This is a genomic window from Bradyrhizobium sp. GW821-FHT13H06 (genome assembly GCF_058803975.1).
Window position 1 is genome coordinate 1381033 of the sequence record NZ_JBXAPN010000001.1, and the last position, 12309, is coordinate 1393341.

The 12309-nt window shown below is 61.7% G+C and carries 13 protein-coding genes; 2 read left to right on the forward strand and 11 right to left on the reverse strand.

The features are described from left to right. From AC1RQP_RS06615 to AC1RQP_RS06660, 10 genes are all read right to left on the reverse strand, one after another. The gene (locus tag AC1RQP_RS06615) at positions 1-780 is read right to left on the reverse strand and encodes an enoyl-CoA hydratase/isomerase family protein (protein ID WP_492936311.1); all 780 of its coding nucleotides are present in this window, start codon (positions 778-780) and stop codon (positions 1-3) included. A gap of 16 nt (positions 781-796) precedes the next feature. Next, on the reverse strand, positions 797-1930 hold the full coding sequence (locus tag AC1RQP_RS06620; protein ID WP_492936312.1) for an LLM class flavin-dependent oxidoreductase: 1134 nt from the start codon (positions 1928-1930) through the stop codon (positions 797-799). Positions 1931-2098: 168 nt separating this feature from the next. Further along, on the reverse strand, positions 2099-2893 hold the full coding sequence (locus AC1RQP_RS06625; RefSeq protein WP_492936313.1) for a creatininase family protein: 795 nt from the start codon (positions 2891-2893) through the stop codon (positions 2099-2101). Next, a complete protein-coding gene (locus AC1RQP_RS06630) occupies positions 2894-3658 on the reverse strand; it encodes an enoyl-CoA hydratase/isomerase family protein (protein WP_492936314.1) in 765 nt (254 codons plus the stop codon). Positions 3659-3762: 104 nt separating this feature from the next. Next, positions 3763-4482, reverse strand: coding sequence for an ABC transporter ATP-binding protein (locus tag AC1RQP_RS06635; protein WP_492936315.1), 720 nt, complete (start codon positions 4480-4482; stop codon positions 3763-3765). Then, the gene (locus tag AC1RQP_RS06640; RefSeq protein WP_492936316.1) at positions 4475-5200 is read right to left on the reverse strand and encodes an ABC transporter ATP-binding protein; all 726 of its coding nucleotides are present in this window, start codon (positions 5198-5200) and stop codon (positions 4475-4477) included. The genes AC1RQP_RS06635 and AC1RQP_RS06640 overlap by 8 nt, the downstream gene beginning before the upstream one ends. After that, positions 5197-6228, reverse strand: a complete 1032-nt coding sequence (locus tag AC1RQP_RS06645; protein WP_492936317.1) for a branched-chain amino acid ABC transporter permease — start codon at positions 6226-6228, stop codon at positions 5197-5199. Before AC1RQP_RS06645 ends, AC1RQP_RS06640 begins: the two co-directional genes overlap by 4 nt. Further along, the gene (locus AC1RQP_RS06650) at positions 6212-7081 is read right to left on the reverse strand and encodes a branched-chain amino acid ABC transporter permease (protein WP_492936318.1); all 870 of its coding nucleotides are present in this window, start codon (positions 7079-7081) and stop codon (positions 6212-6214) included. The genes AC1RQP_RS06645 and AC1RQP_RS06650 overlap by 17 nt, the downstream gene beginning before the upstream one ends. Before the next feature lie 114 nt (positions 7082-7195). Beyond that, positions 7196-7654, reverse strand: a complete 459-nt coding sequence (locus AC1RQP_RS06655) for a flavin reductase family protein (RefSeq protein ID WP_492936319.1) — start codon at positions 7652-7654, stop codon at positions 7196-7198. Positions 7655-7810: 156 nt separating this feature from the next. After that, positions 7811-8155 (reverse strand): VOC family protein, encoded by a 345-nt coding sequence (locus tag AC1RQP_RS06660; protein WP_245448461.1) that lies wholly within the window; start codon positions 8153-8155, stop codon positions 7811-7813. 703 nt (positions 8156-8858) lie between these two features. Between AC1RQP_RS06660 and AC1RQP_RS06665 the strand changes: the two genes are divergently transcribed. Both AC1RQP_RS06665 and ribB read left to right on the forward strand, forming a co-directional pair. Further along, a complete protein-coding gene (locus tag AC1RQP_RS06665) occupies positions 8859-9416 on the forward strand; it encodes an Lrp/AsnC family transcriptional regulator (RefSeq protein WP_492936320.1) in 558 nt (185 codons plus the stop codon). A 142-nt stretch (positions 9417-9558) separates the two neighbouring features. Then, the gene (ribB, locus tag AC1RQP_RS06670; protein WP_492936321.1) at positions 9559-10635 is read left to right on the forward strand and encodes a 3,4-dihydroxy-2-butanone-4-phosphate synthase; all 1077 of its coding nucleotides are present in this window, start codon (positions 9559-9561) and stop codon (positions 10633-10635) included. Between the two features lie 1440 nt (positions 10636-12075). On the opposite strand, the gene AC1RQP_RS06675 is transcribed toward ribB, so the two are convergent. Then, positions 12076-12306, reverse strand: a complete 231-nt coding sequence (locus AC1RQP_RS06675) for a DUF2274 domain-containing protein (protein ID WP_492936322.1) — start codon at positions 12304-12306, stop codon at positions 12076-12078. Positions 12307-12309: the final 3 nt, after the last annotated feature.

Below are 12309 nucleotides of genomic sequence, written 5' to 3' on the forward strand. Positions count from 1 at the left end.
TCAGCGCTCCGCGAAACGCTTGCGCTTGGCCGCGAAGGCGGCTACCGCCTCGGCCCGCTCGGGCGACTTGAAGGTCAACATCTCCAGCGCCGCAGAGGTGTCGAGCAGCAGGTGTGCGTACTGCTTGATGATCTTGTTGACGCTGTACTTGGTCCACACGATTGATTCCTTCGGCCCGCTTGCCAGCAGTTCGGCGTATTCGATCGCGGCATCGAGAACGTTGCCGTCCGCGACCACCTCGTTGATCATGCCGATAGCAGCTGCCTTCTCGGCGGAGATGAATTCGCCGGTCATCAGATAGTGCTTCGCGCGCACCGGCCCCATCAGCAGCGGCCAGATCACCGCGCCGCCATCGCCCGCGACGACGCCGGCATTGACGTGCGTGTCGGCGAAACGAGCTGTCGAGCTCGCATAGATCACGTCGCAGAACAGCGCGAGCGTGGCACCCAGGCCGACCGCGACACCGTTGACGGCGGCGACGATCGGCACTTCGACTTCCAGCACGTTGCGGATGAGGTGGCGACCGCTGCGCGTCGGAGACGGCAGCGTCCCCTTATCCAGCGACTTCTGATCACCACCGGAGCAAAATCCGCGGCCCGCACCGGTGAGAACGATCGCGTTGACAGAACTGTCGTGATCCAGCTTGACGAAGACGTCTTCGAGCTCCTCGTGCATCTCCCAGTTGATCGCGTTGAGGATCTCCGGTCGGTTCATCGTGACGATCGCGACGCCTGTGGCGCGCTGTTCGACGATCAGGTACTTGTAGCCGTATTGCGACATTGATTTCACCGCTGGATTACTTGTTCTGGGTCCGCATCAGCCGGATCTGCCCGAGGATCTCCTCGGTCGGCCGCACGACGTTGTTTCTGTCGTTGAAATGCGGGATGACGTAGCGACCGACCATGTCGATCGCCTCCATGATCTTCGCGTGCGGCACGGAGTCCATGTGCAGCAGCACTTCGTCGATCCCCATGGCCTCGAACTTCTCGATCTGACGAATGACCGTATCGGGGCTGCCGCACACCGTCGTGGCCGATTCGTTGACCAGATAGTCCCAGTCGTTGGCGGCACGCTCCATCGACGGCACGCTCTCTCCCATGTACTTGTAGTCGTCGGCAATCGCCGCGAGACGCGGATAGGCATCGGTCGAGATCTTGGCATAGTGCATCAGCGGGCCGGCATAATCCGCTTTGGCCTGCTCGTCCGTTTTCCCGATGCCGATGAACAGCGGAATGCCGATACGCGGGCGCTGCAGCGGTCCCCCCTCGTCGCGCTTCCAGTTTTTTTGATAGGCGCCGATCAGCTTCTGCTGCGCTTCCCAGCCCTGATAGATGTTGCTGCTCATCACGGCGAAGCCCTGCGAGGCGGCCCAGACGTGACTGCGCTCGCTGGTCGCCGCGATCCCGATCACCGGATGCGGCTTCTGTATCGGCTTCGGAACCAGCTGGCGCGGAGGGATCTGGTAGTACTTGCCGTCAAACGTGAAAATGTCCTGGCGCATCGCCGTTTTCAGCAGCGCCAGTCCTTCTTCCATCTGCGCCAGCGTTTCGTTCGGATCGACATTGAACGCCCGCATCGCGATGGTGGTGTTGGCGCGGCCGCCGTAGAATTCCATGCGGCCGTTGGACAGGATGTCGGTCACCGCAAGCCGCTCGGCCGAACGCAACGCGTGGTTGATGCGCTGCGGCATCAGCGTCACGGCCGCGCGCAGCTTGACGCGCGACGTCACCGCGGCCAGATAGCCGAATACCACTTCGGGCGCCGAGCTCGAGATCCCGCCCAGTGCCACGTGCTGCTCGGAGAGCGCGACACAGTCGAAGCCGACCTTCTCGGCCAGGCGGACTTCGTCGACGAGTTCGTGAAGCCGGCGCGAGTAACTGTGGCCGACCTGGGTTTCCTGTTCAGACCAGAACCCGAACGTTAGTGCCATGTCTCAATCCTCTTAGCTTTCGAGATGCCAGAGGGTTTCATAGGCGGGGCGATATTTTCGCCCGAAAGCCGCGTTGCTTAGTAAAGCTTTCCGAATTTTATGCTGTCAGTATTCGCAACATGGCAGACGCCGTTGGGAAGCTTCGCCGCTCAGCGGGCGGGCTGACCGTCAACGGCTGGCGCCGTCGTCTCCGGCCTCGCTATCGAAGGTCTTGATCAGCAACTCGGCGACCGCCGCGAGGCACGCTTCGCCGATGTTGTGGCTCGAACCGAACGGACTTCCGATCACGCCGTTATGCGAAACCGATCGGATGCCGTTCTTCCACATCAGCTCGAGATCAGCCTCCGACAAGCCGCCAAGATGGCCCACCTCGAAGCGGTCTTGTCTGACGCTGTCGGGCCGAATGACCATCATTAGCGACGTCTCGGCGATATCGGCGTGGCCGCCGACGGCTAATACGTCTCCTCCGGCTTCACGCACCGCATCGCGCCACGTGTCGATCCATTTCGTCGAGTCGACGAACGCCTGGATCGCAACATCCGAGGGGACGGCCCCGCGCAGGCGACCGAGCATGTCCTTCAGGACCGGAAAATTGCCGATGTGGCCCGAGTGAATCAGGATGCGTTTGAAGCCGTGCCGCGCCAGGCTTGTGCAATAATCGACACAAATCGCTTCCAGCGTCTCCGGCCGTAGCGAGATCGTGCCCGGGAATGGCAGATGATGAGACGAGCAGCCGACCCTGATGGTCGGCGCCACCAGCGTGTTTCCGCGGCTGCGCGCGATCCGCTCGGCCAGAGCATCGGCATGATCCGCATCCATGCCCAAAGACAAATGCGGTCCATGCTGCTCGACGGCCCCCAACGGAATCACCACCGTCGTGCACCCATCGGCCAGCGCCGCGGCGACTTCCTCGTGGCTCATCTGCTCCAGATAGATCTGATCGGGATATCCGCGCGCCATCATTCAGCCCTTACTGCTCTTTGACAGAAACCTCGCACGCACATTAATTGAGCTCTCGTCTGTGACATAGGCGTCGAGGTCGGCCACGGTCATTTCTTCGAGCGCCTGATCGCTCATTTGCGCGGTGAGGTTGAGCGATCTTTTGATGGCGTGGAACAGCTTGCGGTCTTTCTGCCGCAACGCGCTGCACACGTCTCGCGCTCGGGACGCGACCTCCTCGGTCGCGACGATCTCGTTCACGGCGCCGATCGCCACGGCGCGTTCCGCGCCGACGAGCTCGCCCCAATACAGCAGCTCTTGCGCCGCCCGCACGCCGAGCTTCTCGACGGCCCGGCGCATGCCTTTGGTCACCGGCAGCAGGCCGTGGTTGATTTCCGGGAACCCGATCTTGCACGCAGCATCGGCCACGACATAGTCCGTATGCAGCAGAAACTCCAGGGCGCCTCCGACCGCATAGCCGCGGACGGCGCAGACGATCGGACCCGGATAGTTCTCCATCGCCACAAGGAGTTCGTGGAAGAACCGGATGCGCGGCCTCGCGACATCGATCCCGACGACTTCCTTGATGTCGCCGCCTGCGCTGAAGAAGCGGTCGCCGCCTCCGGTGAGCACGATGCCGGGCGGATTCTCGTCGTCGGCAAAGCGCCGAATCGCCTCCAGCAACTCGACGATGAGTTGAGCATTCAGCGCATTGGCCGGCGGCCGGTTCATCGTGATCGTGACCAGGTCTTGATCACGCTCGATCAGGAGAGAAGTGGCAGTGTTCATAAGTGAGACCCAAGCGAGAGCGGCTACAACAGACGGGGAGCGGTGGACCACACGGCGGCGCGACGAGAGCGGCAATGCCCGACGCCTCGCCGAGACGGCGCACCTCACAACCCCAAATAGGCGCGCTGGACATCGGGGTTCTCGAGCAGATCGCGGCTCGATCCGTGCAACACCACGGAGCCGTTCTCGAGCACATAGCCGCGGCTGCTCAGCGCGAGCGACTTGGCGACATTCTGCTCGACGAGAAGGACCGTGATACCCTGCTCGTTGAGGGATTTGACGACGCCGAACATTACGTCGGTCAGCGCCGGCGACAGCCCGATCGACGGCTCGTCGAACATCACGATTTTTGGCTTCGACATGATCGCGCGACCGATCGCCAGCATCTGTTGCTCGCCGCCGGAGAGCGTGCCGGCGAGCTGGTCGCGGCGCTCGCGAAGTCGCCCGAACAGCTGATAGACGGAATCAAGCGTGTTTGCCCGGTCGTGCCTGGCCCGCTTCAGCGAGCCTCCGATCAGCAGATTGTCCTCGACAGAGAGCGCACCGAAGATCTGGCGGCCCTCGGCGACCTGAGCGATGCCCATTTCGCAGATGTCCCACGGCGGTCGCCGCGAGATATCGACTCCGTTGAACCTGACGGAACCGCGCGACGACGGCACGATCCCCGCGATTGATCGGATCAGAGAGGTCTTGCCGGCGCCGTTGGCGCCGACCACGCAGATCAGTTCACCCTTGCCGATGCGGAGCGACACGCCGTTCAGCGCATTGGAGCCGTCATAGGCCACGCTCAGGTCGTCGATGGCGAGAAGCGCGTCGTCAGGCATGGAAGCCGGCCCCCAGATAACTTTCCAGCACCGCAGGATCCGCCACCACCTCTGACGGCTTGCCCTCGGCGATCTTGGCGCCGTGGTGAAGCACCACCACGGTCGACGCCACCTCCATCACGATCCGCATCACGTGCTCGACCAGCAGGATCGTCAATCCGCCCTCGGCGAGCCTGTGCAGCACGCCGACGACGCCGGCCGCTTCGGTCGGACGCAGCCCCGCCATCACTTCGTCGAGCAGCAGCAGCTTGGGGCGAGTCGAGAGCGCCTTCGCCATCTCCAGCATCTTGCGATCGGGTAAGGTCAACTGATCCGTCCGGGCATTCGCCTTGCCGGCGAGCCCGACATTTTCGAGCGACTCATGCGCCTTGTCCCGCGCCTCCTTGACGCTCGTCGTCCAGCTGAAAGCGCCCACCATGGCATTCTCGAGCACCGACATATCTTTCATCGGCCGGACGATCTGGAAGGTGCGCGCAATGCCCATGCGGCACACCGCTTCGGGCGGCTCGCGCTCGAGCGAACGCCCCTCGAACAGCACCTGCCCGGCGGTCGGTCTCAGCGCCCCGGCGACGAGATTGAAGCAGGTGGTTTTGCCGGCGCCGTTCGGTCCGATCAGGGCGGTGATGCGGCCTGCCTGCAGTGAGAAGCTGACGTCATTGACCGCGACCAATCCAACGAACGCTTTGGTCAGGTCCTTCACTTCGAGCAGCGCGGTCATTCCTCGACCTTCCGCAGTTGTGGGATCCGGCCGCGCGCCGGCACCTGGATCGCCCCGTAGAGCCGAACGATCGACGGCCAGATGCCGTCGGGCAGAAACCACACGACCAGGATCAGCACCGCCCCGTAGGCGACGCTGTTCAGTCCGGGGAGCCCCAGGGCGTCGCCGAGAGCCCCCATGGCGTGATGCAGCGGGATTGCGGCCATCGAGCCGACCAGCGGGCCGAACGCAGTGCCCAATCCGCCGACCACGGGGCCGATCAGTACGTCGACCGAGATCGCCATGCCCATGATTGAATCCGGAAAGATAGCGCCCTGCACCAGGCCCAGCACGCCGCCGCCGATCGCGGCCGTCGCGGCCGATATCGAGACCACCAGCACCTTGTGGCGAAACGTCCGCACCCCCAGCGCGCGGGCGGCCTCGTCGTCATCCCGCATCGCCCGCCAGACATAGCCCCAATAGGACCGCGAGATCAGCTCCGTTCCCGCGACGCCGATGGCCGCAAGCGCGAGCGCGACGAAGTAGTAGAACCGCGCGTCACCGCGCAGCATCCCGAGGTCCATCGCGCCGCTCGGCGCCTGATAGAACAGGCCCTGCATGCCGCCGACATAATCCCACCCGCCGAACATGATCCGGGCGAATTCGGCGGCTGCGATCGTGAGCAGCGCGAAATAGATGCCACGGACCTCGAAGCGGAAGCTCAGCCACGCCAGCACCGCGCCGACGGAGCCCGCAATCACCGCGCCCAGCAGCAGACCGATCCACGGGGTGACGCCGTATTTGATGTTCAGGATCGCCACCGCATACGCGCCGATTCCAACGAACAGCGCATGACCGATGGATAGCTGCCCGCCGATCCCGAGCATCAGGTTCCATGATTGTCCCATGAAGGTGAACAACAGGACGATCGTCAGAAGCGAGATGACGTAGGCGTTGGACATGCCACCAACCACGGCCAGGGCGGCGAAGACCAGAACGCCGGCGCCCCAACGCTTGGCGTCGCTGGCTTGATCAGATGTCCTTTGCACCGAAAAACCCCCTCGGACGGAAAATCAGGATGATGATCAGGAGTGCGTAAGGGAGTGCTGTTTTCATCGACGGCGTGAACATCAAGGCCGCGATCGCTTCGGCGACTCCGATCGTCAGGCCGCCCAGAAGAGCGCCGCCGAAGCTGCCGAGACCGCCGACGATCACCGTCACGAAGGCCAGCAGCGTGAAGTCGACGGCGAGATAGGGCTGCGCATCGAACAACGGCGAGATCAATGCGCCGGCGACGCCAGCGCAGGCTGTTCCGATGCCGAAGGTCACCGCATAGACCCGGGGGATGTTCAGCCCGACCACCAGTCCGCCCAGTCGATTATTGGCGGCGCCCCGCAGCGATCGGCCGAATGCGGAGTACCTCAGATAAGCGCCCAGTGCGGCGATCAGCAGTCCGGCCGTAGCGGCCGCCTGGATGCGGGCCCAATCCAAGGTGAGCGGTCCCACGCTCACGGTCTGGAAGGACAGCTGAGACGCCGTCGGCCGCGGATCCGGACCGAACGACATCAGCAATACGCCGCTGAAAAGCAGTGAGAGGCCGATGAAGACGATGAACTGATAGTGATGCGGCCGATTGACGAACCGCTTCACGACGAGCGTCTCCAGCAGATAGCCGAACACGAACATGACGACCGCGGCGATCGCGGCGGCTAAAACGATCGGGACGTCCCAGATTCGAACGGTCCAGTATCCGATGTAGATCCCGAACACGACCATCTCGCCATGAGCGAAATTGACCACGCGCATGACGCCGAAGATGATCGTGAGGCCGAGCGCGACGAGCCCGTAAACCAGCCCGATGAGCACCCCGCCGGCGATTACATTGACCCAAAGCGACAGCATCAGCGTCCGACCGCTGATGGATGCGCGATGGAAAGTCTTAGTCTTCCTTGCATGCTGATCGGTTCCATCTTGGCTGTAGCGGAAACGTAGCGGCGTCGGACGTCGTCCTGTGTTTCAGACCGCCTTTGGCGCGGCGAAACTTCCGTCGATATAGACGAGCGACTCACATCCGGCTCTCATCGTCTGAGCCACCACCTCTCCGGTGAAGATGGTGTGACTAGTGTCGCTGTAAGCATTCAGCACGCGGCAATCGAAGCTGCAGACCGCGCCGACCAGACTTGGTGCTCCGGTTTTGAGATCGCACCACAAACCGTCGCCGAAGCGGATATCGCCCTTGCTGCCGTCCTGCCCGGAAAACTTGAGCGCCAGATCGCGATGCTCGACCCCCAGAATATTCCAGCAGAACGACCCACTGCTGAGAATGGTGTCGTGCGCACCGGCGGATCGATTGACGCAAACCAGCACGCTGGGCGGAGCCGCCGACAGCGAGCAGGCTGCCGTCAGTGTCAGACCATGGCGGTTCGGCGCCCGGCCTGTCGTGACGATCGACACGGTGCCCGGCACGTTGCGCATCGCAGCGCGGAATGCTGCGGCATCGAGTGGGCTCGGTTCGGAGAGCGGCGGTGTTGCGGACGACATAGCTACGACTCTTGGATTCACGGGATGGATGCGCCCTATTTGCCTGGTTGTGAGTCCGGGCATGCAGCGCTGCCCCAGTGAACGTCTGAGCTATCCGGCTGCTTGATAGAACTGGATGACGTTGCCGCCCGGATCCCGCACCTTCACCGCACGGCCGTGACTGGCCATGTCCCGAACCGCGCCGACTTGCGCACCCATGGCTGCGGCACGCTCCATGGCGGCCTCGAGGTTGTCGACATCGAAGACGAGAACGGCATCCTTGAGTTGTTCCGACGCGGACTCCATCGGGTCGGCGACGCAGAACGCAGCCGCATCGCTCACGAACTGGATCCACTTGCCGGGATCAGCGAAGCGCACCTTCAAACCCAAGCCTTCGTAGAACTCGGCCAGGCGTCCAGGATCGTTCGCTGTTAGATAGACTTGCTTCAGTTTCACGCTCGACAATCCAACCGTCCGCCGCCCTAGTGCGATCGTGGATGAATAGTCGCTCGAGCCTCTCAGCATTACTGCTTGAACAACGCGTGTCGCAGAAGCTTCATCAGCATTTTATGCTGCAGCGACCTGTCGGATCGCTTGATCCAGCTCTGCGTCCGGCCGATCTTTGCCATTATCTGGTCGTCGAGGGTGGGCTGTCGTTCCTGCCGAACCACTTGTCTCGCGCAACGCCGGCGGTGTGGTCAGCGACCTGGGACCACGGCCACACGCGGCGAAAGGCGGTCGTACGAAACAGGGCCGCAGAGTTGCGATGCTCGACACCGAAGCTCTGCTGCACATCCCGTCAAGTGCCAGGGGGGGAGCCACTTCGATGAAGCGCCGGCCGTTACATCGTGATCGATCCGTTGGATCAACATCGGCCTGCATATCGCATGTGCAAAAAATGTATCGAAATTAGGCAACTAACACTCTGATCGCAATGCACAATCCCAAGGTTGACGGTTTTTCGATACAAGTCGGCGATTTGTCGAAATCCCACAAGCGCAATTGCGATTAGCGTTTACCACGCGATTGTCATCGCCCCGCAAACGATGGTGATAAGCGCCGCAAGAAGACTGCCAGATTTGGGAGACACGCGATGTCGACAACCTCTCTCGACAGAATAGATATCAAGATCCTCAACGAGCTCCAGCAGAATGCGAGCTTGACCAATGTCGAACTCGCATCACGCGTCAATCTCTCGCCGTCGCCGTGTCTGGCTCGCGTCAGAACACTCGAAAAACTCGGCGTGATCGATCGACGGATCGCCCTTCTCGATCCCGCCGTGCTCGGCATTGGTGTAACGGCTTTCATCCAGATCAAGCTGGAAAAGCAGGTCCAGACGTCACTCGAGAGTTTCACCCGATCCATCGACCGGCTGGCCCAGGTGATGGAATGCTATCTGATGACCGGTGAGAGCGACTACATGCTCCGCGTCATGGCGGCCGACATCGAAGATCTCGAAGACCTCATCGTCAACAAACTATCCCGCATCCCGGGTGTCAGCAGCATTCGATCAAATCTGGCCCTCAAGCGCATTTCGTACAAGACGGTGCTGCCGATCGACACCAATCGGCCGGTCACCGTGAAGGCTTGCGCCAACCCCTCGCGCCCTCTGGAGCGCTCCCAGAGACCCCGATACGACGCAGCTGGTCCTTTGCTGTCCGACGCGCCGATCGGGCTCGACACCAATTGTCCCAGCTACAGCGTGGAAAGACTATGAGTCGCCCCGCCATGGGCTCCGGCCAGTTAGCAATAATGGTGAAGTCAAGATCGGCAGAGTGCTCGAGCGGCGCTCCGAGCCTGACAGTCCGCACACGCCCCAACGCGAGCACACGTCGGCTCCAGCGAGCAGAGCGACCGAGATGACGGCATCGATCGAAGCGGCCCTGCAGGCGTTCGCCGACGGCGAAATCGTCGTGGTCACCGACGACGACGATCGCGAGGGTGAAGGCGACCTCGTCGTCGCCGCCTCGCAGTGCGCGGCTGAGAAGATGGCCTTCATCATCCGCCATACATCGGGAATCGTTTGCGCTCCGATTACCCTCGAAGACGCGAGACGCCTGCGGCTTGACCCGATGGTTCTCAACAACGACTCGGCTCACACCACGGCGTTCACCGTGTCGGTGGACTACCGGCCGGATAACGGAACGGGCATCTCGGCCGAAGAACGGGCCTCGTGCTGCCGTGCACTCGCCAACCCCAACGCCGGCGCCGGCGATTTTTGCCGGCCGGGACACGTCTTCCCTCTGATCGCAAAGGAGGGGGGCGTACTCATGCGCTCGGGTCACACCGAGGCCGCCGTCGACCTGTGCAGACTGGCAGGTCTCGAGCCGGTCGGTGTCATCAGCGAACTGATGAACGACGATGGCTCAGTGATGAAGGGTCCGCAAGTCGCGGCGTTCGCCGACAAGCACAAGCTGAAACAGGTCGCCATCGCTGACCTCATCAGCTTCCGGCAGGCCCGCGAGACGCTGATCGAGCGCGTCTCGAGCCTCACGGCGGAGAGCCCGATCGGCCCGCTCCAGGGCTATTCGTATCGCTCGCCGTTCGACCCCATTCATCACGTCGCCTATATCTACGGAGAACTGGGCGACGGCACCAACGTCCTCACGCGCTTCTACAAACGAAACATCCTGCGCGATTTGTTCTCGAGTCAGGAACAGGCTAAGATGAACGTCATTCTGCAACGCTTCAAGGAGAATGGCAGCGGCGTACTCGTCTATCTGCGCGACGGCGCGGCGGGCGTTCCGCCTGAGCCGCTAGGCCCGATCGGCTCGCGCGAACACGACCGCAATCGGCAATGGCGCGAGATCGGCGTCGGCGCTCAGATCCTGCGGGATCTCAAGATCAGCTCCATCCGTCACCTCACGTCGTCGACGCATCACTTCAAGGGACTGTCAGGCTTCGGTATCGAGATCGTCCGAAACGAAGCGCTCTAACTCCAGCCAAACTGCGTTGCGAAGTCCATTGAGCGCGTCCCGCACCTCAGGCACCCTGCGAAGCTTGCAGTTCGTCTCGCGACAGATCTCCCCCGGCCCAGTCTGGCCGCCTATGCACCTGCCAAACGATGATAGCGTAGCGCTCCTCCGAACATCCCGCCGGTCATATCCGGCGGCAGCTGCAGCCAAAGGTGAAACGCTCCCCACGTTGCCAGGAAGACCACACTAAACAGCCAGCCTCCGAAGTACCCACAGAGTGCGGTGCCAACATGATGAGCGGCAACGCCGCGACTACAGCCAGTGAGAACGCAGTCGCTTTTACAAGTTTACACGACTGTGCGCAGCCAGCCGACGTTGAGGTTTAAGAAGGGGCGCGAGCAACTACGCCTTGATCCGCGGCTCTTGGGCGGACAAGCTGGAGTTCGACTGGACGTCGATCTGACCGCTCCCCATGATCTAAAGTGCTGAGGTTTTTGAATGCGACTTCATCATGTGACTGATTGGGTTCAGGGTACTTTCTGCGTGCCAACAGCGCTCGTAGGCATCACAGGAAAGAAAATCTCAGAAGTGATGGAAGCTATCAACAAGCAGGCAGAAATCCTCGGGATCGGACCCTTCACGCAGTTTGAGGGAATTCCTCCCAAGTGCTGGCTCAAGGCGCTGCCTTCATTAGGCATCTCTGACAACTTCGGACGAAGCTCATAAGGGCCTGACGATTGAAGAGCTGTTCGACAGCTCCACTTCGCTCTCCCCAATACTTGTCCTGACCTCTCACAAAGAGCTAGGAGAAGGCCATGTCTTCGCGGCATTCAATGGTCACGTCGTCGATACCTACACCGGTGGGAAGGTCATCAAATTCAGTGAGGTCCCGACCGACATAAAGGGCTTCAAGGTTGTGGCTGAGATTTTCTGACGCACTTCATTCGAAACCGCGCCCGCCTCCCGCTAGTGGCCTAGTGCCCACCGTGGAAGTACGCTGCGAGAAACGCCCCGAGACGGACAAGCACGCCCAAGGCGCTATGGACACGCCCGCGCGGCGGAGGGGCCGACGGCGTGACCTCCACCTCCTCGATGATAGTGATCTTGCGGGTACGTTTCATCAGACAAACCTCTTCTGTGGCGCGAGGCGACATCGCGCGCGTGATTGACAGATTGCCTGGGTGGAGCGAGAACCTTCGGTGTAAGATGGAGGGTCCTTCGGGATTCCCACCCAGGCGTCGGCCGATGCTTCCAACATCGACCGGCGCCTTTTCTATCTGTGAGTCGTGCGCCCGCACAGCGACGATTCGGATTTCGTGCCGGTTAGCGACAACCTTCACATGGAAGAGGTGACCGAACGGGATCTTCAAGAACTGCTGGGGAGGCTTCAAAAATCAGTTCACGCGGTACAACGCTCGATCGAACTGCTCCAACGGACAGCAGGGTAAGTACAGGGCTCTCTCAGGGCGCCGGCACCGGCCCGCTCGGCGCGATCTTTCTAGCCCTTCGAAAATCTGCGTCACTGTCAAGAAACGCCTCAAGCATGAACGGTATCAGCTCAGCTGCTTCTTCCTTGTTGCCGTACGTTTCCGCATAGAACTCAGCATACTCCCGCAACCGCTGTGCAAGCACTGGCGCAAGCACGACATTCATTTTCACCGGTGTCCGATCAGGTAGCTTCGCAAGCTTCATCCC

Coding starts and splice junctions, on each gene's coding strand:
- AC1RQP_RS06615 (WP_492936311.1), bottom strand. CDS start 780: ATGTCGCAATACGGCTACAAGTACCTGATCGTCGAACAGCGCGCCACA.
- AC1RQP_RS06675 (WP_492936322.1), bottom strand. CDS start 12,306: ATGAAGCTTGCGAAGCTACCTGATCGGACACCGGTGAAAATGAATGTC.
- AC1RQP_RS06630 (WP_492936314.1), bottom strand. CDS start 3,658: ATGAACACTGCCACTTCTCTCCTGATCGAGCGTGATCAAGACCTGGTC.
- ribB (WP_492936321.1), top strand. CDS start 9,559: ATGACGGCATCGATCGAAGCGGCCCTGCAGGCGTTCGCCGACGGCGAA.
- AC1RQP_RS06655 (WP_492936319.1), bottom strand. CDS start 7,654: ATGCGCAACGTGCCGGGCACCGTGTCGATCGTCACGACAGGCCGGGCG.
- AC1RQP_RS06635 (WP_492936315.1), bottom strand. CDS start 4,482: ATGCCTGACGACGCGCTTCTCGCCATCGACGACCTGAGCGTGGCCTAT.
- AC1RQP_RS06625 (WP_492936313.1), bottom strand. CDS start 2,893: ATGATGGCGCGCGGATATCCCGATCAGATCTATCTGGAGCAGATGAGC.
- AC1RQP_RS06650 (WP_492936318.1), bottom strand. CDS start 7,081: ATGCTGTCGCTTTGGGTCAATGTAATCGCCGGCGGGGTGCTCATCGGG.
- AC1RQP_RS06620 (WP_492936312.1), bottom strand. CDS start 1,930: ATGGCACTAACGTTCGGGTTCTGGTCTGAACAGGAAACCCAGGTCGGC.
- AC1RQP_RS06640 (WP_492936316.1), bottom strand. CDS start 5,200: ATGACCGCGCTGCTCGAAGTGAAGGACCTGACCAAAGCGTTCGTTGGA.